Origin of the sequence: Mucilaginibacter sp., assembly GCF_028288205.1 — a bacterium.
Taxonomy (GTDB): domain Bacteria; phylum Bacteroidota; class Bacteroidia; order Sphingobacteriales; family Sphingobacteriaceae; genus Mucilaginibacter.
In genome coordinates this window covers 1-25280 of record NZ_JAQBOD010000058.1, presented here as the reverse complement: position 1 = coordinate 25280, position 25280 = coordinate 1, and the positions used below count along the sequence as shown (strand labels likewise).

Below are 25280 nucleotides of genomic sequence, written 5' to 3'. Positions count from 1 at the left end.
TGCTAATTATTAATTACAACCTCAGAAAGTATTGCATGAAACCTTTTATGTGTTTTATCAGCTATTAATTTCAGATCGTCATCGGGTTTGCCTGCTTTAACCGCGTTGTCCAGTTCGGTGCAGTCTTTGGTTAATTCATCCAGTCCTGTTTTAATTTGTGGCGTATCACTTCCTTTTGGGAGCTTGGATAATTGCCATTTTTTAGCTGCATTAAATAAAGTGGTGCTGTTTTTTTTAATGGGGATTAAATCGCCAGAGGCAGCGGTATGGAGTAACTTTGGAACCATTTCATGGAAAGTGTCCAGCTCTTTCCAGCCGGTTTTTTGCGCGTAGACGGATGTAGTCAATAAAAATATTGCTATCAGTATATATAGATATTTCATGATATTGAAAAGTAAAATTTAGCGGACAAAGCCATAACCAGCAATATTGCCGTTAGGTCATTGTCGGAATAAAAAAAATTAGATGGAAAGGGCCTGAAATTTAAGACCCCGAAAAATTAACCTAATTGAGGAGGACGGAAGACGGTACCTGTAAAAGCTATAGCCAATGGGCCATTATAGGGCGTTAGTATAATATTAAGTAATTGTGTATGGAATTTAATTTTGGTTGATGATAAGAAAAATACTTCCTGGAAAAGATTTTTTTGGGTTTGGCGCTCATTGCTTTTTTCGCTTTCCTGTGCTGCATTAATTTTTTTCATAAAGTAACAACGCCCGTTACAATGCAGCCAGGGTTTATCGCGGTTCTCGCAAAGTTTGGTGGCAATGTAATTCTTGTTCAGCTCAAAACCCGCGTAAATAAAAAAACGCGAGTAGTTAGCTGTACCCAGCGCAACAAGTAAAACAACGGCGGTAATCCTATTCAGCATGCTGGTGCAAAGGTATATGCTGAATAGGCGAAAAGCAAGGAAGAAAAGAAACTAAGTCATTACAGACGTTAGTGTGGCATCATAAATTGTTGTTTATTTATCTGCCCTCTTCAGTGTAGAATGTAGTTTTTCGCCGTTCATTTCTGCAACCACGGTAACCGAATCGCCATAAAATTTACCGCTGTTAGGTATAACGCCTCCATCTACATTAACTTTAAAGCTAAAGTCCGTTCCGTTGGTTATTTTGCCGTCATACATGGGTAATTCGCCTTGTGGTGACAAAATTGAACCGGTTAGTTTTTCGCCGTCAACCTTAAAAATATAAGTAAGGGAGAACTCGTTGCCATCAGCCATTTTTACGTTGCCTTTCCATTTGCCGGTCAGATCAGCAATAGCTGCTAAACAAACAAAAACACTGCATAATAACAGGATAGTTGTTGAGATTTTTCTTTTCATGAATTAATAAGTTTATTTATCTGCCCTGATAAGCTTAATATGCAGTTTCCGGCCATTAAAATCGGAGTTTACCACTGTAGAGTCGCCATAATATTTACCAATGTTAACTATTGTTGTTCCGTTAACATCAATTTTAAATGTAAAATCAGCACCGTTTACTTTGCCTTCGGTCATGGGTATTTCACCATTTGCAGATATTACAGAACCGGTTAACTTTTCACCGTCAACTTTAAAAACATAGGTAAGGGGGAGTTCATTACCATCGCCCATTTTTATTACGCCTTTCCAGTTTCCTGTCAGATCAGCAATAGCTGCCAAACAAACAAAAACACTACATAATAACAGGATAGTTGTTGAGATTTTTCTTTTCATAATTGTGATGATTTATTTAAATAAAAATAGAGTTTTTATTTAAATAAATCATCACATCACCTTTAAGGTGTTTTATAAAAATAAACAGGCGAATATACACCTTCACTGGTGGTATAGTAGCCTTTACCATCGGCAGTAAAACCTATGGCCTCGCCCTGTTTCTCTGCCTGATAATTGAGTTCATCTGCTGATCTTTGCATAGTTTGCCAGATGTGTTCATTACCATTACGTTTCCAATAATAAACCTTTTCATAGCTCTTTAGTAATATCTGCCGGCCATCTTTTGATATATCACCGGCTGTTATCCATTTAAAGGGCTTAATACCTTTAAAAAACAATTTGCAGCGAGGGGTTAAAACCAGCGTATCATTAGGTTTGTAAGAAAGGGGAGTGGTATAAACACTTACAGTATCATGCCGTTTAGAAACAATATAGATCAGTTTTTCCAGTGGATCTATCATTAGGGTTTCTGCATCTTTTGCCCCATCAGGATATTTTAAATGCAGCGGTACCGCGTTTGCTTTAGATATTTCACCTTTTAACCACGCCGTTTGCTCTTCCATTCGGTAAATGGTAATATATTTTCTGAACGAGTAATTATCGCCAATATCACCAATATATACACAGCTTTTTTTGCTGACAGGGCCCGGGCCTACCGCTATGTCTTCACAGTCGGCAACGCCTTGTTTCTCAGTCGGGTCGCCTTTATAATAAATAGTACTAAGCAGTTTGCCTTCGGGCGATATGGCGAAAAAACGGCTGGTATCGCCACTATCATTATGTACGTAATAAACGTTAGTATTTATACCCGAAGCGGATATGCCCGAAATTTCATTCATTTGCTTATCCTGCAAATAACCCGGTATAATAATTTCATGATTAATGTATTTATGCCGGGCGTAGGCACCAAAAAACAGGATGATGATTATTGGTAGAATTATATTTAATTTTTTAGTCCTGCTCATTTGGGTATTGAGTTTTTGCAAATTTACTCAATTGTATTTAAACGAAATAAATACAGGATATTATACCAGGGAAATCGCTTTTAAAATTTCATTGTCATTTTTTGGCTAAAGCCCCCTTTTAATAATTGTTTCTTCCGCCCCATAAATGGGACGGCAATGAATTTAGCCACTGTTTTTGACCTGGTTTTTTCATTTATTGCCGTTGGGCTTCAGCCAACGGCTAGATTGCAATGATTGAAATGGCTTTAGCCACAAATTTATAGGTTTGCATTTTAAACGCGATTTCCCTGGATATTATACAGATAAGGTTTGGATCAGATTTTAATTTGAAGACTTATCACGAAGCTTCTTGATTTTTTCCAATTCGATAATATGGTTCTTGTTTTAATAATGACATGACAACCAATTTTAATACAAGATAAGAATACTGATTCAAATTATAGGATATAACAAAAAAAAGGCCCTTTTTGAGCCCTTTTTAAATGTCAGTTATGCTACCATTTCCGCATCAGGTTTTGAAATATCGGTAAGGGCAACTTTGCCTCTTTCTTTTCTTAATATCCGGTTAAACAGGGATATTTCCTTATCAAACAAAAAACGGAAAAACAGCTTGGTCCATGATTTATGATAAAATAAGGTATCATAATATTCGGGCGCGGTTTTCTTTATCTGCGGTAGCTTGTTCCATGGGATAGACGGAAAGTCATGATGCTCGTTATGATAGCCAACGTTAAAGGCAACAACATTTAAGCCACCATAATAGCTGTAAGTTTCCTGTTCTACACTATGGGTTAAGTAATGCTCTTGTACCCAGCGTGCGCCTAAAGGGTGCAAGCCAACAGAAAAAGAAAAACTCAGTAATAAAAACGCTAATGAGTGCCAGCCTAAAAAATAATATACAGCAACAGTAAAAACTATTTGTACAGCTAAGTTTAATACTATCCATATATCAAAAGTTTGTATCTCTCTTAACCTTGATAAACGGAAGATCTGAAATACCGGGTAAAACAATAACCACAAAGCTTTGCCCAAAAACGAATTGTTGATGAGCTTTGCTTCCCATTTATTCGGCAAATCGGCATCCAGTTCATGTATGCCCTGGAAAGAGTGATGCTTAATGTGATAGCGCTCGAACGATATAGAACTTGGAAAAATTTGCGGCATATTAGCTAACATACCTGCCCAGCGGTTGGCTGAGCGATTTTTAAAAAGTAACTGGTGAGCACATTCATGTATCATCACAAACAGTGCATGATCTGCAAAGGCCCCTAATAAATAAGCTGCACCAAATACAAGCCACCAGGATTGGTCGCGCAAAAACCAGGCTAACACTAATTGAAATGCAACCAGGCCAATTATCGCGAATATGGTATTTGGATTTTTGCCTATCAGATGCCTTAAATTAGGAAACTGCTTTAAAATTTGCTTTGTACGTACACGGTGAGGTTCTGCAACCTGCGAATAAACAAAATCAGTCTTTTTTGTCATAAAATTTTATAAGAATCTTTAATTTTAAGTTATTATGAGGGCTATATATTATAAACTCAATTCCCCAATAATAATTATAAAAATTTAAATATTAGTTATAAAGATTTTATTGCTGCTTATAAACTAATACCTTAAATGAGTTAGGTACAGCTTTTCGGGTACCCGGCTCAAAGGAAGTTACGCTTAAATAAATTTTATGAGTCCTGGTATCTAATGCCAATGTTTTAGCGCGGTTTTGGGTAGCCAAAGTTTGTACAACACTGTATTTATCAGCCGATTCCTGTTTAATAATTGTGGTGGTTCCGTCGCCGTTCGAGCAGAATATCAGTTTGGTTTCAGGGTCATAAGCAACTGCATCAACACCGGCACCAATAGGTAGGGTTGCAACAACTTTACCGGTTATAATATCTACCACAACCATGCTGTTATTTTCGCGCGATACGGAAAATGCGCGTTTGTCTTTTTCATCTAAAGCTATGCCGGTAGGCGCACCTTTTGGCGCAAGCGGAAAATTCTTTACCACTTTTAAAGTTTTGGTATCAATAACATTAAGGCTGTTTTTATCTTCCAGGTTATTGTATATTTTTCCTTTACCGTCGGTTACCGCAAACTCTGGCGCACCACCTAAAGCTATGGTGCCAACTTGTTTAAGTGTATTAGGGTTAACTACACATGAATTATTACTCTCACCATTAAAAGTATAAACACGATCTGAAAACGGATCGTATATAATAGCGTCGGCATCTTTTGAATCCAACGGGATAGTTGCAGCTATTTTTAAAGTCTTCAAATCAAAAGCCACCACCGCATTTGCCTTGCCATCACTTATAAAACCAAGGTTTGCTTTATTATCAATAGCTATGCCGTGAATACCTTTTAGGTTTTCTATCAGGCCAATTTGCTTGTCAGTAGCCAGATCAACAACGTTAACCATTGTACCATGCGACACATATAAACGATTGTTTACCTTGTCTATCGAAAGGTAATCATAACCACCATCCCCGGTTAAAGCAATGGTTTTATCCAACACATAAGTTTGCGCATAAGTTAGGCCTACAAAAAGCAATGCCGCGCCTGTTAAAAAGATCTTTTTCATTATATATATTTTTGATTTAAATATCAATTGTAATTCTGTATTAAGTTTGTACTTATGCGGTTTCCGGATTTTCTGTATGCGGATTTACACCACCCTTGCGATACAAAATACGCAGCATACTTGGCAACACTATTAATAACAGGGGTAACGCCACTAAAAACCCGCCGATAACCGCTATAGCCAATGGTTGGTGCAGCTGCGCCCCGGCGCCGATACCCAGGGCCAACGGCATTAATGCAATTATTGCACCCAGTGCTGTCATTAACTTAGGGCGAAGGCGGGTAGAAATAGAATAGATAATTGCCTCATCCACGCTTTTTTCAAGCGCGCTTTCTTTAAATTGTAAAAAGGTAAATATGGCATTTTCGCCAATTATACCCACTATCATGATAAGGCCCGTATAACTGCCCACATTTAATGGCGTATTGGTAATAAATAAAGCTAAAAAGCTGCCGGCAATACCCAATACCGCAATAATCAATATTAAAAAAGCTATTCTAAATTGCTTGAATAAGAAGAGTATTACACCAAACACCAATAAGCTTGATGTAATTAATATGATAAGCAATTCTTTAAATGATTGTTGCTGCTCGGCATAGGCTCCTCCATATTCAACGTGATAACCTGATGGTAAAACAACTTTCGCTGCTATGTTTTTTTGAATGGCGGGTATAACCGTACCCAGGTCGCTATTATCAAGCCGTGCAGTAATTACACCCATAGATTGAAGATCCTGCCGGTTAATCTCAGCATCGCCGGTTTGTATAGCTACTGTGGCCAGCTGATTGATAGGGATTAATTTACCATTGCCGGAAAATATATTAAGTTTTTTTATTGCTGATATATTAAGGTAACGGTTGCCCGGGTAAACCATGCGGATTGGCGACAGTTGTTGCGTTTCGTACAAATTACCTACCACATTGCCATCCAAAGCGGTTTGTGCTTGAAATTGCAAGCTGGTAGGGGTAATGCGGTATTGAGCCAACTTTGCATAATCAGGTAAAATACTAACTGACGGGCCGGCTATAACAATGCCATCAAATACGTCGGCGGTACCCTTGACTGCGGATACTTCGGCAGCAATTTTTTTAGAAAGATCTTGCAGTATATGCTGGTCATCACCAAAAACTTTTATTTCAATAGGTTGTGTAGAGCTCATTAAGTCGCCAAGCATGTCTGTTATTACCTGGCCAAAATCAACTCTTAATGCCGGTTGTGTTTTTTCTATCTCGGTTCTTATATCACTTGTTACCTCTTCCGTGGTTTTTTCGTGATTTTTTTTAAGTTGAATCAAATAATCGCCTGTATTAGGCTCAGTAATAAAAAAACCCATTTGTGTACCTGTTCTGCGTGAATAGGCAGCTACGTCCGGATGTTTGGTAATTATCTTTTCTACCTCCCTCAGCATCCTGTCGGTTTCTTCAAGCGAGGTGCCGGGCGGCGAACTGTAATCTAAAACAATACTGCCTTCATCCATATTAGGTAAAAAGCCGGTTTGCAGCCTTCCGGGAATAAATATAATTACCGCTACAAGTGCCAGTACGATAATAATGCTCATTACAGGGCGCAGAATAAAAAATGATACCCAGCGCTGTCTTTTTACTTCATGTGTTTCTTCTTTCGCATTTGCACCATGGCTGTGCTGGTTTTTTGTAAGCAATAAATATATTACGGGTAAACCTATCCAGGTTACAAAAAACGAGCAAACCAATGTAATGATCATGGTATTGGTCATTACTTTAAAATAGGCACCTGCAACGCCCGTCATTAGCAAAAACGGAACAAATATTACAATGGTACTTATAGATGAGCCCAACATTGCCGGAAACAAATAGTCGATTGCTTTTTTTAATAATTTGCGGGTAGGTTCGTCCGGGTGCTCTTCATGCGTGCGATGTATTTGTTCAACAACCACAATAGCATCATCAATTATAAGGCCTATGGCTGCTGCAATGGCACCCAGAGTCATGATGTTAAAGGTGTACCCAATAATATATAATACAATTAAGGTAAGGCATAAAGTAACCGGTATGGCTATTAAAATGGTTGCACTGGCTTTTAATGACCGTAAAAAAATTATGGCAACTATAATGGCTAATAATAAGCCTATCCAAACACTATCGGTAACACTTTTAACCGAATCGTTTACAAAATCGGCTTGTATGTAATAGGGCTTTATGGTTACATCTTTAGGCAATATCTTTTGTAAAGCGGCAACCTTTGTAGCCATATCTGTAGATAGGGAAATTAAATTGGAGTTGGGTTGTTTAATTACCGCAACTAATACCCCATCATGCCCATTTGCATTGATCTTGGTATATTCTATGCCTTCGCTTATTTGTACAGATGCAATGTCTTTAATTTGTATAACCCTTTTGCTGTCATTGCTTATCACCATGTTTTCCAACTGGTTTTTGGCGCTTACGGTCGCATCGGTTACCGTTAAGTACAGCATTTTATAATCAGAAAGATAACCTTCTGATTTAATGAAATTAGTTTGGCTTAATGCAGTGCTTATTATATCAGGTGTTAATGACAGTGCAGTCATTTTTTCACGGTTAAGCACCAGCCAGTACTCTTTGGTTTTACCGCCAATTATCCTGATTTCTGACACCCCGCTTACCTGCGATAAAAAAGGTTTTACCGTAAACGTAGCCAACTGTTTTAACTCTATAGCCGAACGGTTATGACTCTCTAATGTATAACCGCTTACCGGCAAAATAGAGGGGTTCATTTTCTCTACCGATATACTAACTTCGGGCGGTAGGGTGTTTTGTATTTTACTTATCTGGGCTTCAATTTGCTGTTTGCTTAGATCTATATTGGCATTCCAATCCATATAGGCAGATATTTCTGCGCTGCCCCGACTGGTGGTACTGCGCACCACCTGTAAATCGGGTATTTGTTTTATGGCGTTTTCTAAAGGCTTGGTTATAGTGATCATCATTTTGTTAACAGGTTGTAAGCCTGCATCGGCAATGATCTTTATTTTAGGAAACGTTATTTCTGGAAAAAGCGATGTTTGCAACTTGGTATAAGCAAATATGCCCCCCATTAAAATAAGGGCTAAAACAAGCATTAGTGGTTTTCTGTAAAAAACAAAAAGGTTTTCTACCTTGCTTACCCTTGTATCTGTTGTTTTAGGTGTCATTTTATAATTTTAACTTTAGCTGTATCTGCCAAACCGTAGTTGCCGGTAATAATAATTTTATCCTGAACAGAGAATTTAGGGGATAATATTTCCACATAATCGCCGCTTTCTATGCCTTTTTTTACCGGTGTTTTAACAGCCGTTGTAGGGTTTATTAATTTCATTACCCAAAAATCTGTTTGTGTTTCATTAGCTAATACTGCTGTTTTTGGTAATGATTGCGTGTTTTGTTTTAGTGAGCGTACTATCCGGGCTTTAGCCACCAAGTTTTCTGGGATGGTGTTATCGGCATTTGTTTTTATAACAACACCTTGCGTTTGGGCTGCCGTATCAACCGTTGGCATAAATGAAGATATCCTGCCATTTATCTTTCTTCCATCGGGTAAGGTAAGCTGTACATCCTGGTTGCTTTTTACGGTAGATCGCAGTTCATAAGGCAACTGCATTACAAAAACAAAGCTTGCCCGGTCGCTTATTACAGCTAACTGTTCGCCATCCTGCACGTAATCACCATTTTGATGGTTTAACTGGGTTACATAGCCATGTTCGGACGCTTTAATTTTATTGACCCCTGTAAATTTAAAAGTGGTATCTAAAATATTAATCGTATTGCCAATGCTTTGAGCTTCCTTGGTTTTAATAGTGAATAATACCTCGCCTTTATTTACATAATGCCCTATTTGTATACGTACATTTTGTATATAGCCATTGGCATTAGCCTTAACAATATTTCTTTGAAGGAAAGACGACGTAGCATTCAGATTGGTATAATCAACCATTGTACTGTCATTAACAGTAGTTACGGTAACAGGGGTTATGGCCTCAACTTTTGCATCTGCTCCGGCAGCTGCGGGATCACTGCCCTTACAGGCTGCCAGCAATATTAACAGGCTTAATACCCAGTATAGAGGTTTAATGCGGGGATAGGTTTCACTCAATATTTTCATGATTATTTGTTCCAGTAATTTAACTGATTGATGAGTTGCAGCCTGCTTATAGTAGTTTGGGTAAGCAGGTTTTTTGCAGTAAGGTAATTATTTACAGCCAGTATCAGATCGGCAATTTTAAGATCGCCGGTTTGTAAAAGTTGGGTATCTACTTTTATTAAGCTTTCTGTATACTTTATCTGTTCATTTACCTGGTTTAGTATTTTGTCGCTCTCGCTTATTTGCTGATTTAGCTGTGCTATTTGCTGCCGGTATTGTACATCAAAAAACGATTTATAACTCAATCTTGAGTCTTCTTCTATTGCAAGCCGTTGATGCAGTAATTTGCGCTGCCCCCCATCATATATGGGTACAATAATGTTAAAACCCACACTTGTACCAAAGTTTTTATATTCCTGCCCGGTAAAATCCGAATTAAAGCCGGCGTCACCAAACACATTTACTCTGGGCTTGTAGCTAAAATCAATTAACCGGTGACTGTTGATCAATCTTAAGCTATCCAGCTTAAATTTTTGATAGAATATACTGCTTGAGATTTGCGGAGTTTGTGTTTTTTGAATGATTGGTTCGCTCAATTGCGCCATAGAAGTATCGGCAATCCCCGCCAAATAATTAAGGGTAGCATAATCATTTTTAAATTGCAGCGTTGCTTGTAATAATTGTAATTGTTGTTGCTTTAAAGTCACCACAAATGCCAGGTAATCACTTTGCCTGTATACATTTGCGCGTGTTAAGTTTTTAAGTATTGCCTCTTCCTGGTTAAGCAATTCAATGGTTTCGCTATTAAATTTTAATTGTTGTGCGCTTCCATACGCGGTAATATATTGCGCGATTATTGATTTCCTCAGGTCCTGCTCAGAAATACGTGACAACGCTATAAGCGAATCTCTTTGTAATTGAATAGCCGCATATTGGGTATTTAAATTACCACGGCCGATTATTGTTTTGCTTACCCCTAATAAAGCATTAAAGGTTTGTACATTGGTAATGGCACCCGAATATCCAGACCCGTTTATAACCGGTGCAAACAAGCCCGCGCTTGATGCATTTACCTGGAAGTTATTGCTGGCTCTTAATCTTAAACTATCCAATTTGCTTAAACCTACCTGGTTGTGTATATCTCTTAACAGCGGGCTGTTTTTTTGTGCGATATTCAAATAATGGTCCAAAGAATAAGTTTGTGCCAATGAAACCGAATAGGAACTAATAAAAATAATAATGCCAAAAAACCACTTCATTCGTAAAAACATATAGATATTTATTCGGCAATAATAAGTTATAATTCTGTATTAAAGTTGTATAGAAACAACAAGTTTTATACAGATTTGTTATTGACCTTTATAGAAATGATTTAAATAACAATATTATTATGTGGTGGATATATGCTTTGCTATCAGCACTCTTCGCGGCCCTTACGGCTATTTTTGCAAAAATCGGTATCAAAGATGTTGATACCGACCTGGCTACGGCCATACGTACAGTGGTTATTATTATACTGGCATGGACAATTGTATTTGTTAAAGGAAGTAATAGTACCATTGGCAGTTTGACCAAACAAAACTGGATGTTCCTTATACTTTCCGGATGTGCCACGGGCCTGTCATGGATATGTTACTTTAAAGCGCTGCAGTTGGGTAAAGTTTCGCAAGTAGCGCCGGTTGATAAATTGAGCGTAGCCCTGGCTATTGTTTTAGCAGCAGTATTTTTGGGCGAAACGCTTACTTTAAAAACTACCATTGCGGCGCTGCTTATAATAGGCGGAACATTTGTATTGATTTTTTAAAAGCAACCTTGCAGCGCTGTTTATAAGTAGGCGAGCATTTGTATTGATTTTATTACCAAGCTAAAAAATCAAATTTAATTCAACATTGACACGTATTTTTGTCGGATTATGCTTGAATTATTTATGAAAAGAATTTGTATCGTCATTTTTTTAATTGTTTCTTTTGTTACCGTTAAAGCACAAAATAATGGCAAAGTTACCGGTAAAATTATTGACGCTTCAACTAAGCAGCCTGTTGAGTATGCTACTATCAGTATTTTTAAAGCCGGGGTAGCTAGTCCCTTTAATGGCTCAGTATCTGATGCTAAGGGTAATTTTTCAATCAATAACATTGCTAATGGTGAGTATACCATAAGGGTAGATTTTATGGGTTATAAGGCTAATACTATAGATCATGTTATTATTAGTAATGCCACTGCTGTTGTATCTTTAAATACATTATTGCTTGCCCCGGTACAAAACCAGTTGCAAACCGTAAATATTGTAGGCAAGACCCCCACTGTTGAAAATAAAATAGACAAACTGGTTTATAATGCCGCCAACGATCTTACATCGCAAGGCGGAGCAGCCTTGGACATATTGAAGAAAGTGCCGCAGGTAACAGTTGATATAGATGGTAATGTGGAGTTGCAGGGAAATGCCAACATCAGGTTTTTAATTAATGGTAAGCCATCAAGCATTTTTGGCGCCAGCCTTGCCGATGCTTTACAATCAATACCCGCCAGCCAGATAAAAAGTATAGAAGTAATAACAAGCCCCGGTGCAAAATATGACGCAAATGGTACCGGCGGTATTATTAATATAATTTTACAAGAGAGTAAGGTGCAAGGTTTTAATGGTAACATCAATCTATCGGCCGGTACACGATTAAATAATGGATCAATAAACTTAAATGCCCGTAAAGGAAACTTTGGCATAAATGCTTTTTTTGGCGGCAACGAGCAATTAAACACTACTACAGTTAATACCAATGACCGTTTTACCACTGATAATAAAACAAGTACATTAACTCATTTTTACCAGAATGGCAGCACCGCATTTGTAAGAAGCGGATACAAATCGGGCTTAAGTTTAAATTGGAGTATTAGTAAATATGATGAATTAACAGGTGCCGTTGGTTTTAATCATTTTGGTAATCATAATAATGGCTTAACTAACCAGGACCAAACAACAAGGGGCCTTACTACCAATAACCTGCTTTCTGATCTTATTTCTTTGCGTAATTCAAACAGTAAATTCAATGCAAATTCAATTGATTATAGCCTTGATTACAAGAAGACCTTTAAAACAGAGGGCCAGGAATTAGATATTTTATACACAACCAGCCAAAGCAAAAACACAGCTTATTCTTTTCAACAGCAGGATTATTCAACAGGCGGATACCCTTCAAGCGGTGCCATGAGTAATAATCCGGGCAAGGATAGAGAAACAAATATTTCTATTGATTATACACATCCTTTTAGTAAAACCTTTACGTTAGAGACCGGCGCTAAAGGTGTTTTTGAAACTATAAATAATAATGTTGCTACCGATACACTTTCGGCAGGCGGGTTTATACCAAATGCCAATCAAACTTATGGGTTTAATTATAAGCGTAGCGTATATGCCTATTATTTATCAGCACAGTTTTCACTGTTTAATAATTTTATAAATGCAAAAGCCGGCTTAAGGGATGAGTATACTAAAACTACCTCTGATTTTCCGGGGGCACACATCCCGGGCTATAATACGTTAGCACCCTCTGCTGTTATATCGCATAAAATAGACCCGACGCAATCTATTAAGTTAAGTTATAGCTATCGTATTGAGCGCCCTGATTATGGCGATCTTAATCCGTTTTATAACATTAGCGATCCGCATAACATAACTACCGGTAATCCCAACTTAAGGCCCGAAATAGGGCATAATTATGAGTTAGGCTATAATAAATCATACAATAGCGGTGCAAATTTTTACGTCGCTGTTTTTTACCGTTATAATACCGATGATATACAATCATATACCACACAATATGATACTTTAAATGTAGGGGGGACTAAATATTTAAATGTATTTTTAAATCAGCGTTATAATATCGGAACCGAAACTACAGAAGGCCTTAGCCTGTTTGGCTCGGTACCTGTAACAGATAAACTTAATTTGCGTTTAAACTCCATGTTTGCCAACAGGATAACCAGTAACCCAGGCAGCCCGAATGTTAGCGGATTTACATATAGGCTCAACTTAAATACAACTTACCAGTTTGGCCATGACCTTATTGCCGAGGCGTTTGGTAATTATAATTCTTCGCAAAGAACTATACAAGGCACACGTCCTGCATTTTTCTCGTATAACCTGGCTTTTCGTAAGCAGTTTCTTAATAAAAAGGCCAGCATAGGTTTTACCACTACAGATCCATTTAACAAATACGTAAACCAACTGGCAACCACATCAGGGGCAAACTTCAGTCAATCAAGTTTGCGCCAGGTGCCTTTTCGTACATTCGGGATAAGTTTAAGCTACAAATTTGGCAAGCTTGAATTTAAAAATGATAAAGAAAAGGAAAAAGATGATAATGGCAATTTACAGGCGCCACCCGAAAATTAAAACGTTTATTTGAACTTGTTCAACTTTAATACAAAAATTGAACAAGTTTACTACAGAATATAATTATAACTTGAGTAAAAATCAAGATTATGAAAAAGATATTAATTATGGGCATTGCCCTGATTGCAACCGGTAGTGTTGTAGCGCAGGATTTAAAAAGTAAGGATGTTCCTCAGGTAGTTAAAACTGCATTGATGAGTAAATATCCCGAGGCAGCTAAAGTAAGCTGGGAAAAAGAAAAAGGTAATTACGAGGCTAACTGGGGCGGTAAATCGGGCGAGGATAACTCTGTAGTATTTACCCCGGCTGGTGCATTTGTTGAAATTGTTAAAGCTATACCGATTAGTGAATTACCTAAAAATATTGCACCTTATATTGCTGCAAAGTACAAAGGCGCAAAAATAAAAGAAGCCGGTAAGGTAACTGATGCTGCGGGAAAGACAATGTTTGAAGCCGAAATAAAAGGCGGCGATTTGATATTTGATGAGAAAGGTAACTTTATAAAAAAGGACTAATCTTGAATGCAATTAGATAAGCGAAAAAAACATATTATACAGTATGTACTGGGATTTATAACCCTGGGATTTATTTTACTTACTGTGTTTGTATGTTTTTTTCCTTTATCTTTTATAGACAGGGAATTTTCTGCCGAGGTGCAAGAACACCAATATCCATTCCTGGATACATCCATGAAAGCCATAAGCCTGTTTGGATACATGCCATATGCCCCAATTATGGTATTAAGTACAGCATTAATATTTTTAATATTTAAGTACAGAAAAGAAGCGTTATTCCTGGCGCTTACCTTATTATCCGGATTAATAAGCTCAGTTATTAAATTATTGATAAACCGCCCCAGGCCCTCAGAGCCATTAGTGAGAATTATAATTAAAACCCAACAACAAAGCTTCCCAAGTGGGCATGTACTTTTTTATGTAATGTTTTTTGGCTTTTTAACCTTATTGATGTATAAACTTAAAACCATCTCTAAATATTTCAGGATACCGGTTTCCATAATAAGTTTGTTATTGATATTTTCCATACCATTTTCGCGCATTTATTTGGGTGCCCATTGGTTCACTGATGTAACTGCCGGGTTTTTGTTGGGTTTGATATGTTTATATATCCTAAGCTTTTTATATTTAAAGCAGCCATCGTCTTAAAAAAGTTAAGTATTACCTTATTTAAAACTGTATTTGGTTTAAATTTGCAGCTTGATGCCATCTGATAAAATAACTGCTCCCCGTACTCCCAAACAGCTTCGTATTGCCAATGCTGTATTTTTCTTCCTCTCAGGTTTTGGTTATGCCTCATGGGCGTCTCGCATACCCACCATACAGCATCAGCTGCATTTAAATGAAGCGCAATTAGGCGGCATATTATTTGCCATGCCTATTGGGTTAATGCTTACCTTACCCGTAACAGGCCACTTATTAAGTAAACATAGCAGCAGGCGCATTATGTTTTTTGGCTGTTTGTTTTTTAGTGTTGTGCTGGGGCTTATTGGGTTTAGTGTAACTATATGGCAGTTGGTATTGGCCCTGTTTTGCTTTGGGGTATCACGCAATCTGTTTAACATATCGACCAATGCGCAGGCGGTAGGGGTGCAGGCTTTGTACAATAAATCTATCATGGCAACTTTTCATGGTATATGGAGTATGGCAGGCTTTGGAGGTGCTGCCGTGGGGTACTTTATGGTATATTATAATATTGGCACAGCCTATCATTTATTAGGTGTAAGTGTACTGCTTGTTGTATTTACACTTTGGTTTATTAAAGGTACTATTTATGCCGCACCTGTGCCTCAGCCAAAGAAAAAGTTGTTTACCCTTCCAGAAAAATCATTAATAACATTTTCGCTTATCTGTTTTGCTTCAATGGCTTGCGAAAACACGATGTATGACTGGAGCGGCATTTATTTTGAAAAAGTGATACATGTAACTAAAGCCGGTGCAACCGCGGGGTTTGTGGTTTATATGATTGCCATGACGCTTGGGCGTTTTGTGGGCGATTTTGCAGTAAACCGGTTTGGTATTAAAAACCTGCTAAGATTTAGCGGCATATTTATTTTTAGCGGCTTGCTGTTATCTGTATTGTTTCCATTACCGCTTACTGCCGGGTTTGGCTTTATATTGGTTGGCTTGGGTGTATCATGCATAGTGCCTATGGTGTTTCAAATGGCGGGTAAATCAACCACAATGAGCAGCGGCACAGCATTGGCTTCTATATCTTCCATTGGTTATTTGGGTTTCTTAATAGTGCCACCGTTTATAGGCTTTATTGCCCAGGCAGCCGGTTTGCGCTGGTCGTTTGGATTGATCTCTTTATTAGGCGCATTAGTGGTTGTTCTGGTTTATAATATAAAAGACGATAAAGCATAACTGCAAACTATTTAGATTTGTAAGCGTTAGGTTTAAACAGAAAACTAACTATGAAAGTCGCCGAAAAACATTATAAATTCATTAATAGTAAGACCGGCAACGTAATTTATCACTATACTATAAAAGGCGATCATAGCGAAGATGATGTTAAAACAGAATTAGAAAAAGTAAAGGCCGAAGTTGCAACCGAAAACAAGATGTTTTTAGATACTATTTATTGGGAAGAGGATAAAGGGTAAAGTCTTATCTTGTCTTCTCCAAAGCAGAAGGGTCTGTTATCATATCTATTTTTAATGCTATTTATAGAAATATTATTTCCCATTTTTGGGAAACTTAGTATTATGTAATTGTAAACTATCCCTATCAAATGATTTGGATACGTTTTGTGGGCACGCATGCAGAATATGATAAAATTGACGCGAACAAAATTTAAAATATGAAAATTAGACCGATAAAAACAGATAGTGATTACCAGGAAGCCTTAAATAGGTTGGAAATTATATTTGATGCACAACCTGGAAGCGACCAGGGAGATGAGCTTGAAATATTAGGCGTTTTGATTGATAATTATGAGAACACTCTTGATACAATTGATTTTCCAGATCCCATTGAAGCTATCAAATTTAGAATGGAGCAACTAAATTATAATCAAAAGGACTTAGCTAAAGTTATTGGGCTTAAGAGTAGGGTTAGTGAAATATTAAACAAAAAGAGAAAATTGACAATTGATATGATTCGTAAACTTCATGAAAGGTTAAGTATTCCGACTGATATCCTTATTCAAGAATATTAACAATTATTAAAACCGCTTCCCTAAAATTACTTTAAATATAGATTTGTCTGTACTGTTTGTAAGTCCCCAACCATATCCGGCATTAAATTCCCAGTTTGGGCTAAAATTCAAATCTGTAGCTAAAAATATTTGATGCTGTTGATTTGTTGAACTGTAATAATGGAAGAATGGTCCTGTACTGCCATAATATTCTGGCCCTAACGCTACAACTTTACTAATATCATAGCTCACTTTTATATTTGGTGAAAAAATAAAGCCTTGATTTGATTCTGGTCCGACAAAACTTTTGTCCACAGTTGGATTTAGAGAAACGTATAATCCTCCCCATTTTTTATCAATAATTGGTCTTATCTCTAAAGAGGTTGTATTGGCGTCATAAGCAGCTTTTTGAAAACCAAACTCAAATGATACACTTACACCAACCGGCCAATGCCATGCCTCGGGCGCTGCTACGCGTGGGCGTATATGCGAACCCACATAGGCGCTGCGTCCGTCGCTTCCTAAAGTATTAAAAAAGTAAAACCCGGTTTCAAACCAAGGCGTCCAGCCATGCGTTATCTCAATAGTTTCGTGGAAAACATGGTTGGTTGGTAAAACGCCGTCTTCAATGGTTTTACTGCCATTTACAGTATAATTGCTATGCAGTTCAAGCATGGTGCGCCCCGTCTCAACGGTTTCAGATCCATACACCTGTATTTCGTAATTGTTTTGTGCTTTAACAGCTGTAAATGCAAATAGTAAAGTAATAAAAAGTAAGTTTTTAAACATTGTTGCAACTTTTAAGTTATATAAAATTACAGTTAAATTCTGTAGCTAATATGAAGAAAGGCAATTGCTACAAAATTGCTACAATATCTATCGATAAGTTTGAAATAGACATATAAATTCAAAAAATAACTATCAACTTTGATGCAGTTTAAATATTATATATGAGCGTTATAGAACCGGTTAAAAGAAATATTGATAATCCATATCAAATAAAAACATATTCGTCTTCTTTACGTCTTTGGCATTGGTTAAATGCTATTGTAATTACAGGGTCTTTGCTAACCGTGCTTATAAATTCAACCATTCTTGATGATAGGTCAAGCGCTGCATTTATGAAAGATGAGCTGCAAAAAGCAGGATCAGTAGTTACCGACAAGCAAGCTGGTTCTGTAGCACATGCCATGAGCGATAATGTATGGGGAATACATATATATTTTGGCTATGCGCTGGTAACATTGTTGGTGTTTCGCCTGGTTTTAGAGTTTTTCCAGTTAGCCGATCAAAAATTTATCAGAAAAATCAAGGGCGCGTATAAAGATTATTATATAATAAAAAAGCAAAGAGAACTGGCAAGGCATGAACTTGTGGTTAAAACCATATATGCTATTTTCTATTTATTACTTATTATAATGGCTATAACGGGGTTATTCCTGGCATTCGAAGATTTCTTTGCGCCCTATAAATCAATCAGGCATTCAGTTAAGGATATACATGGATTTTGCATGTATATTATACTTGGCTTTATTGCAATACATTTAGCCGGTGTTTACTTAGCCGAAAGAAAAGACAGCAAAGGGATAGTATCTGATATGATAAATGGCGGAGGCGAGTAGTAGAGAAATATCAACTTCGTTATTATTACAAGTTATTTAGTTACCAAATAAACTTTGTCTAATACCTTGTTTCGTGTTGCGCTATTTATAAACTCAGGCAATATCCTTTCCTGCGAGTAGTTTTGAAACGATTGCAGTACCCGGTAAGGGATATGATTATTTATCAGATAATTTAAAGAATATTGGCTCATATAAAACACCGCATTTTCTGTTGTATTAAAGTCTTTAAATTTTTCTACCGGTAAATAGTCAATGTGCTTTTTACACTCAAACTGAAACACGTTGTTTTCTGTCCGGGCAGAGTAAATATGGTATTGCTCAAACTGTTGTTGGTTAACATATGCCGCCGCCGCATTTTGCCCATTATAAGTCGCTATAACCGGGTACAGTACTGTAGCAAGGTAAAAGTTAGCAAATAGCGCCGCTGCACAGCTTAAAAAGAAGGTTTTTTTATATCCTTCTTTTACAAGGTTATTTATTAATAATACCAACAGGAAAAACACGCCGCAATCAACAATAAAAAATATATAGCTGGCCGGCTTTAAAAAGAAGTTGATAACAAATACAATAAGCGTTAGTAGCGTGATATATACCCATTGACTTACCAATCTGAATTTAAGGCCAAAATTTGATAACTGCTTATAGCAAAACGGCGCCGTAATCACAGCAAACAACGGAAAAACCGTATTGGTATAAAAAGGCAGTTGGAAGCCTGATAAAGAAAACAAGATTAACAATAACAAGCCTCCGCTTAGGGCGTAATATTCGGGAAGTTTAATCCTTTTAAAAATATCGCAGAAGCGCTTATAAACGGCATAATAAAACAATAGGCACCATGGTGCAAAAGCCCATAACAAGGTGTGTAAATAAAAGGTGATATCACCACCTTTATTCCTGCTTATTGGTCCGCTGTTTACGAAGCGCCCAAATTGGCTATCCCACAAAAACCATTTAATGCCCGATACATTATGCCGCTCAAAAACAAGCTTTTCGGGGTGCAGGTCAAATTGTAAATATAGGGCATAAAACTCTGGCAGGGTAAATAAGACTGTCAATAAATACAGCCCTATAAACCTAATACTAAACAGACTAACAACCTTTTTTCTAAAAATAAGCTGGCCCAATAAACTGCCATATATGGCCACTATTACAAATATGCCTTTGGTCATGACGGCACAGGCGGTAAGCAGTGCAGCCAGCAACAGATCTTTAAATGTAAAGCGCTCTTCCAAACAAGCTATATGGTAAATACTGCCTATTACCAACGCCATCAGGTAAGGCTCGGCGCGTACATCAGTGTTAGACATGATGATGTATTGCGCTGTCATCAATATTAATACCGCGATGGCGGCTGTTTCCGTATCATAATATTTACGGGTAAATAAATAAGTATACCTCGCGCTAAGTAAAAAGAAAAGCAGCGCGGGCAGCCTGTATGCCCAAACACTAATGCCAAATATTTTAAAGCTTAACATCGCCATCCAGAATGGGAGGTGCGGTTTATCCAGCCAGTCGTAATTATAGGTAAACAGCTCAAAAAACTCTTTCTTATAGATAAGGTTTTTGGCTATGGATGCATACAGTGCCGGGTCGTCGGTGAAAAATTTAACATTTATACCGGCCACGTTAACAGCCAATGCCAAAACAAACAGTAATAAATAAAATAGCTTGTCTTTATTTTTCATTCATTAAATAAAGTGTAATAATAAGTTTTTTGACGGCCTGATGCTATATACAGGCACAAAAAATAAAGCAATAAACAGGATTAATTGGCAAACGGCGAATTGGAATCTGCCTTTTTGTTCAATAAAAAATTAGAGATCTGTTAGCTAAGCATCGGGAATAGTAAACCAAAAGGTTGATCCTTTGCCGCGGGTGCTTTCAACGCCAATATAACCTTGATGGCGCCTTACTATCTCTGCCGAAATATAAAGCCCAAGGCCCAGTCCTGAATACCTTTGTGATTCATCATCAACCCGGTAAAAGCGTTCAAACAGAAATTCCAGCTTATCTTTTGGTATACCAATGCCAAAGTCGGTGATAGCCGCTTTTACAGCATTATCTATTTTTGTAACTATAATAATAACCTTTTTGCCGTTAGGCGAATATTTAACAGCATTTGATATAAGATTTACAATAACTTGTTCAATGCGGTTTCTATCAGCATAAATGGAAAGATTTTTTTCACCTTCAATAATAATTTCATGATTCTCGGATTGTATTTGAAGGTCTTCGCAACATTCTTTTACCAGGTCATCCAGTATAAATTTGGTTTTTTTTAGTTCAAGCTTTCCGGTTTGTATTTTAGTAACCTCTAAAAGGTCTTTTATTAATTCAATTAGCTTGTCAACTTGTTTAATGCCTTTTTGTACAAAACCCTGCATGGGTTTCATTTCCTCCTTGTGCATAATTATGCGTTCTATCATTTGCAAGGCAGCTTTTAAACTGGTAATAGGCGTTTTTAATTCATGGCTGGCAATGCTAATGAATTCATCCTTTTTATTTAACAGATCGCGGGTAGCCTCATCAATAAGTTTTTGAACCGTAATATCTAATAAGGTACCAATAAACCGTATAGCCTTACCTTCTTCATTAAAATAGGCTCGTCCCTTAGCCTTTAACCATTTACTCCTATCATTAAAAACTATAGTGCGAAACTCTATATCAAATTCTCCGGAGTCATTATTACTTAAGGTTACTTTATTATTACTTAAGGTTACTTTAATGCTGTTTTTAACGCGTTCCCGGTCTTCTGCATGGATCAGCTCAAAAAACTCTTCTATACCAACCGAACTATTGGCTGCCAGGTTAAATATTTCTTTGCAGCGTTTGTCCCATATTAATTCTTTTATTTGAGGGTCGTAATCCCAGGTGCCTAATCCTGCCGAATCAACGGCGAATTTTAACCGTTCCTTACTTTCGCTTAATAAACGTTCTACCTCAATCAATCCTTCTTCTATTTTACGCTTAGTGGTAATGTCCTCAATGGCCAGTAAAATGAGTTTCTCGCCGTTTATATTATCAATTTCACGTGCATTTAGGCACAAAATTCGTTTACCTAAAGCCGGAAATACCTGGGTAACTTCAATATCAGTCAATACTTTTTTTGCAGGTAATACGTCTTCCAGCAATTCTCTTAGCTCGGGGATATCCCATTGCCGGTTTCCCAGCTCATATATGTAAAAGCCTTCTGTTTCTTCTTTTGTAAGTTTAAATTTTGTGTAAAAACCACCGGTGGCACGCTTTACGCGCAATTCTCTATTCAGGATAATTAACGGATCGCGAATGGTGCTTACAATGCCTTCTGCGTATAAACGCATATTATTTAACTGCTCATTCCTGTCCAACAATTCCTTATTGACGATCATGATCTCTTCGTTAGTACTTTGCAGCTCCTCTTTAGAAGTTTCCAGTTCTTCATTAAGGCTTTGTAATTCTTCGCTGCCCGAAAGCAGTTCTTCATTAGCGCTTTGTAATTCTTCGTTGGCAGTTTCCTGCTCCTCAGATACTATCCGCATATCGGCCCTGGTTTGTATAAGCTCTCTTTCCAGTTGTTCAATACGCATCTCTGATGCGTTATAGTTCATGTCTTCGGCAGTCTGGCTGGCCTCAAACATTATAGGCTGGATACCGGTAGATGATGCAGGTTGGAAAATGACCAAATAATGCTCATCGGCTACATCTGCAAGCTTCAAAACTTGCAGATTAACAAAATGCTGCAGATCATTTATCTTAAAAAACATACCGAACTTACGTGTTGGTAAATTTGTTTTTTTAGCTATGTGCAACATGTTACGCAATTCAAATCCCAACCCTTCGCGTGCCATTTTTAACAGGTTAAAGCTTGGCTTACCATTTGGCGGCGTTAACCATTGTTCTGTTGAACCACGAAATTGTACAACATCAAACTTTTCATTTATCAACACACTCGCAGGCATAAAATTGGCAAGCATGGCTTCATCAGCTATTTTAAAAATATCACTGCCTGCGTTTTCTTTTTGAACGTTTTTATCAATATCACGGAAGGTTTGTTCCCTGCCCGGCGAACTAACAGTCATAAACCGCCCTAACGGGCCTTTTCTATGATATAGTTTTTCGGTACTGTTATATGCTGAGAAAATGTCTGTATTGCTGCCAATAGTTTCTGATTTGCCCAGCATTAGGTAACCATCTTCATTTAATGCGTAATGAAAAGTAGTTAAGGCTTTTTTTTGTAAAACCGGTTCCAGGTATATTAATACATTACGGCAACTAACCAGGTCTATCTTTGAAAAAGGCGGATCTTTTAATAAATTATGGTGTGCAAATACACACATATCCCGTATGGTTTTGCTTACCTGGTAGCTGCCATCCAATTTGGTAAAAAACTGCTGCAGCCGCGAGGGTGAAATACCCACCAATTCTGTTGGGCGATAAACACCGGTACGCGCTTTGGCTATAGCTGTTTCAGAAATATCAGTAGCGAAGATTTGTATTTTTATGGCAGCGGTCTTATCGCCCAACTGCTCCTGCAAACATATAGCCATAGAATAGGCTTCCTCGCCGGTAGCGCAGCCGGCTATCCAAATTCTTAATGGCTCAGCATCTGTTTTATTTCTTAATAATCTTGGAAATATGGTATTGCATAAAACTTCAAAGCTTTGCGGGTCACGAAAAAAGTTTGTGACCGATATTAGCATATCATTATATAAAGCATCCTGTTCGTCTTTGTTTTCGCGCAGAAAGCTAAGATAATCAACAGGCTTTTCTATTTTAATGAGCGCCATCCGCCTGATTATGCGGCGTTTTAGCGTGCTTTTTTTATAATAAGTGAAATCTACCCCCCTGCGCACACGCAGTACGGTTAGTATTTGTTTAAAGGTTTCGTTATCCTGTTGAGGGAGAGTATTTGTTATTTCTGCAGATGAATAATCTGTAAAAGGGTGATTAATAGTGACAAGATGCTTAGCAATTTCTTCTGGCGGCAGTACAAAATCAACCACACCTGCCTTGATTGCGCTTTTTGGCATGCTATCAAACGCTGCCGATCCTTCATCCTGGGCGAAGGTTAATCCACCGTATGATTTAATAACCTGCAGGCCAAGTGTGCCATCACTTAAAGCACCCGATAATATCACACCAACCGCATAACTTTGATGCACAACACCTAACGAAGAAAAGAAAAGATCAATTGTATTACCTCTTTTGGCTTTCTTATCTAACGGCGCAAGCTTTAGTATACCATCAGTAGTGGTCACTGTTTTATTTTCCGGAATGATGTATAAGTTATTAACCTCTAAGTGTATATTATCAGTAATTTGATGAACAGGGAAGGGGGCTATCTTTTGAAGCAAGCCAGGTAAAATACTTTCATGCTTGGGGCTTAAATGCTGAATAAAAACAAATGCCATACCCGGTTTAGCCGGTAATGCTTTCAAAAATGAACGCACGGCTTCCAAACCCCCTGCCGAGGCACCGATACCAACGACCGGAAACTGATTAATTGATGTATCCTCTTCGATTGCTTTAGCCATTAAAGAAGGTAATATAAGCTTTTGTGATAGCCAATGTTGTTATTTAAAAGATTTAGTTATATATAATACCTAAAGGTGCCGGTTTGTTTTAAATATATACGTAATAAACCATATTGCTTTAAAAAATTATAAAAATCAAATAAAAAAACCCGGTCAATTTTTTGATCGGGTTTTTATTTAAAAAAATTATTTTTATGCCTCTTTATAGGCCGATATATGGCTTGTTTTTATACTTAATAAAAATGATTTGCCAACACTTATTTTTATGCTTTTGTCTTGCAGCATAGTTTTTATAGTATCGTCGGTTTTTAGGGCCTCGAAAAGATCGCGGGCTACTGCCGAGCCGCTGATGTTGTTGGTTACCTTGCCGTTTTCCATTGTGATGTTAAACGTGTAGCCTGATTTGCCGCGGTCGCCCGCTGATTCAAAATCTGTAATGTTTAATTTAAAGCTTTGCTCTTCGGTAAGGCTTCTTTTAAGATGCAAACGTATAACCGGTATGTATCTTCTCCAGGTTGTTAAATATTTTCTTTCTTCCATGCGTGGGGGGCAAAGGTAGCTTTTAAAGCCGAAGTATTTGCCTAAACAGCATTTTATATGTTAGCAGATGCAGGCTACAGCCGTATACGCCCATCTACAGAGTGTTCTGTTTTTTGTGAGTAGAACGCCTGGAACAGTCAGCCTCAAACAATCTGCGGGGCGACCCCGCCGGATACTATATCTTAATTACCCTGTCATCCTTTTTATGCCCGTTATGTTTATGCTGTTCAAGCAATGATGGTAATAATTTAATAATACCTATTAGTGCGCCGGCTATTAAAGTCATCGCTTTAAAGCCAAAATATACAAAAGGCTTCATAACTTCCCAGTTATGCCTCCAGGTATCGGCTTTATTTTGATTTGGGTTATATTTTACGGGTTTATTTGCCATTAGCTTATTGCATTTATATTAATATAAGCCGCAAATGCAGGTTTTGTTTAAAATAAATTATTGAACGTTTTTAGCGATTATACAAGCCCCTTAACCATATTAAACATGCGCTTGCAGCTTAATTTTCAATCGCTAAACACGTTAATTTAATAGTTAGTTTATTTGGCAATGATTTAATATGTTGATTTTTAGTTCATTGCAATTTTTGGTGTACCAAGGTGTACCCAGGTGTATCAACGTGTACATGGTACAGTACAGTAATAACATTTAACGGGTATAGGTTTATTGCTGCATTTGCTTACTTCATGGGTGAACTAATTTTTATATCGAATTTAATCACTAAACG

General features: G+C 37.4%; 24 protein-coding genes. 9 read left to right on the top strand and 15 right to left on the bottom strand.

Annotation, left to right across the window (positions count from 1 at the left end; genetic code table 11):
* Positions 1 to 2: 2 nt before the first annotated feature.
* The 10 genes from JWR23_RS14565 to JWR23_RS14520 form a co-directional block, all read right to left on the bottom strand.
* Positions 3 to 383, bottom strand: a complete 381-nt coding sequence (locus JWR23_RS14565; RefSeq protein ID WP_299516900.1) for a hypothetical protein — start codon at positions 381 to 383, stop codon at positions 3 to 5.
* A 116-nt stretch (positions 384 to 499) separates the two neighbouring features.
* On the bottom strand, positions 500 to 871 hold the full coding sequence (locus JWR23_RS14560; protein WP_299516899.1) for a hypothetical protein: 372 nt from the start codon (positions 869 to 871) through the stop codon (positions 500 to 502).
* A gap of 93 nt (positions 872 to 964) precedes the next feature.
* Positions 965 to 1327: a hypothetical protein gene (locus JWR23_RS14555; protein WP_299516898.1), complete on the bottom strand. Its 363-nt coding sequence runs from the start codon at positions 1325 to 1327 to the stop codon at positions 965 to 967.
* A 12-nt stretch (positions 1328 to 1339) separates the two neighbouring features.
* Entirely contained in the window at positions 1340 to 1699 is a 360-nt protein-coding gene (locus JWR23_RS14550; protein ID WP_299516897.1) for a hypothetical protein, read from the bottom strand.
* A 62-nt stretch (positions 1700 to 1761) separates the two neighbouring features.
* Entirely contained in the window at positions 1762 to 2664 is a 903-nt protein-coding gene (locus JWR23_RS14545) for a hypothetical protein (protein ID WP_299516896.1), read from the bottom strand.
* A gap of 489 nt (positions 2665 to 3153) precedes the next feature.
* On the bottom strand, positions 3154 to 4152 hold the full coding sequence (locus JWR23_RS14540; protein WP_299516895.1) for a fatty acid desaturase: 999 nt from the start codon (positions 4150 to 4152) through the stop codon (positions 3154 to 3156).
* Between the two features lie 106 nt (positions 4153 to 4258).
* Complete coding sequence (locus JWR23_RS14535) at positions 4259 to 5248, bottom strand: YncE family protein (protein WP_299516894.1); 990 nt, start codon at positions 5246 to 5248, stop codon at positions 4259 to 4261.
* 52 nt (positions 5249 to 5300) lie between these two features.
* Complete coding sequence (locus tag JWR23_RS14530) at positions 5301 to 8399, bottom strand: efflux RND transporter permease subunit (RefSeq protein ID WP_299516893.1); 3099 nt, start codon at positions 8397 to 8399, stop codon at positions 5301 to 5303.
* Complete coding sequence (locus tag JWR23_RS14525; protein WP_299516892.1) at positions 8396 to 9346, bottom strand: efflux RND transporter periplasmic adaptor subunit; 951 nt, start codon at positions 9344 to 9346, stop codon at positions 8396 to 8398. Before JWR23_RS14525 ends, JWR23_RS14530 begins: the two co-directional genes overlap by 4 nt.
* Before the next feature lie 2 nt (positions 9347 to 9348).
* Positions 9349 to 10584 carry a TolC family protein gene (locus JWR23_RS14520; protein WP_299516891.1) on the bottom strand — a complete coding sequence of 412 codons (1236 nt, stop codon included), beginning with the start codon at positions 10582 to 10584 and terminating at the stop codon, positions 9349 to 9351.
* 131 nt (positions 10585 to 10715) lie between these two features.
* Between JWR23_RS14520 and JWR23_RS14515 the strand changes: the two genes are divergently transcribed.
* From JWR23_RS14515 to JWR23_RS14480, 8 genes are all read left to right on the top strand, one after another.
* Positions 10716 to 11129, top strand: a complete 414-nt coding sequence (locus JWR23_RS14515; RefSeq protein WP_299516890.1) for an EamA family transporter — start codon at positions 10716 to 10718, stop codon at positions 11127 to 11129.
* 123 nt (positions 11130 to 11252) lie between these two features.
* Complete coding sequence (locus JWR23_RS14510) at positions 11253 to 13715, top strand: outer membrane beta-barrel family protein (RefSeq protein ID WP_299516889.1); 2463 nt, start codon at positions 11253 to 11255, stop codon at positions 13713 to 13715.
* An 89-nt stretch (positions 13716 to 13804) separates the two neighbouring features.
* A complete protein-coding gene (locus JWR23_RS14505; protein WP_299516888.1) occupies positions 13805 to 14230 on the top strand; it encodes a PepSY-like domain-containing protein in 426 nt (141 codons plus the stop codon).
* A gap of 6 nt (positions 14231 to 14236) precedes the next feature.
* Entirely contained in the window at positions 14237 to 14878 is a 642-nt protein-coding gene (locus JWR23_RS14500) for a phosphatase PAP2 family protein (protein WP_299516887.1), read from the top strand.
* A 54-nt stretch (positions 14879 to 14932) separates the two neighbouring features.
* A complete protein-coding gene (locus JWR23_RS14495; RefSeq protein ID WP_299516886.1) occupies positions 14933 to 16096 on the top strand; it encodes an MFS transporter in 1164 nt (387 codons plus the stop codon).
* 50 nt (positions 16097 to 16146) lie between these two features.
* Positions 16147 to 16335 (top strand): hypothetical protein, encoded by a 189-nt coding sequence (locus tag JWR23_RS14490; protein WP_299516885.1) that lies wholly within the window; start codon positions 16147 to 16149, stop codon positions 16333 to 16335.
* A 107-nt stretch (positions 16336 to 16442) separates the two neighbouring features.
* Positions 16443 to 16529, top strand: coding sequence for a type II toxin-antitoxin system HigB family toxin (locus JWR23_RS14485; protein WP_299517047.1), 87 nt, complete (start codon positions 16443 to 16445; stop codon positions 16527 to 16529).
* A 3-nt stretch (positions 16530 to 16532) separates the two neighbouring features.
* Positions 16533 to 16889: a helix-turn-helix domain-containing protein gene (locus tag JWR23_RS14480; RefSeq protein WP_299516884.1), complete on the top strand. Its 357-nt coding sequence runs from the start codon at positions 16533 to 16535 to the stop codon at positions 16887 to 16889.
* A 6-nt stretch (positions 16890 to 16895) separates the two neighbouring features.
* On the opposite strand, the gene JWR23_RS14475 is transcribed toward JWR23_RS14480, so the two are convergent.
* Positions 16896 to 17657: a hypothetical protein gene (locus JWR23_RS14475; RefSeq protein WP_299516883.1), complete on the bottom strand. Its 762-nt coding sequence runs from the start codon at positions 17655 to 17657 to the stop codon at positions 16896 to 16898.
* A 161-nt stretch (positions 17658 to 17818) separates the two neighbouring features.
* Here JWR23_RS14475 and JWR23_RS14470 point away from each other — a divergent pair, with 161 nt between their 5' ends.
* Positions 17819 to 18490 (top strand): cytochrome b/b6 domain-containing protein, encoded by a 672-nt coding sequence (locus JWR23_RS14470; RefSeq protein ID WP_299516882.1) that lies wholly within the window; start codon positions 17819 to 17821, stop codon positions 18488 to 18490.
* Positions 18491 to 18522: 32 nt separating this feature from the next.
* Here the strand turns inward: JWR23_RS14470 and JWR23_RS14465 are convergent, their stop codons facing one another.
* The 4 genes from JWR23_RS14465 to JWR23_RS14450 all read right to left on the bottom strand — a co-directional run bounded on the left by JWR23_RS14465 (position 18523) and on the right by JWR23_RS14450 (position 24934).
* On the bottom strand, positions 18523 to 20175 hold the full coding sequence (locus JWR23_RS14465) for a glycosyltransferase family 39 protein (protein ID WP_299516881.1): 1653 nt from the start codon (positions 20173 to 20175) through the stop codon (positions 18523 to 18525).
* A gap of 144 nt (positions 20176 to 20319) precedes the next feature.
* Positions 20320 to 24003 (bottom strand): CheR family methyltransferase, encoded by a 3684-nt coding sequence (locus JWR23_RS14460; protein WP_299516880.1) that lies wholly within the window; start codon positions 24001 to 24003, stop codon positions 20320 to 20322.
* Between the two features lie 192 nt (positions 24004 to 24195).
* Complete coding sequence (locus JWR23_RS14455) at positions 24196 to 24543, bottom strand: hypothetical protein (RefSeq protein ID WP_299516879.1); 348 nt, start codon at positions 24541 to 24543, stop codon at positions 24196 to 24198.
* 175 nt (positions 24544 to 24718) lie between these two features.
* Positions 24719 to 24934 carry a hypothetical protein gene (locus JWR23_RS14450; RefSeq protein ID WP_299516878.1) on the bottom strand — a complete coding sequence of 72 codons (216 nt, stop codon included), beginning with the start codon at positions 24932 to 24934 and terminating at the stop codon, positions 24719 to 24721.
* Positions 24935 to 25280 lie beyond the last annotated feature (346 nt).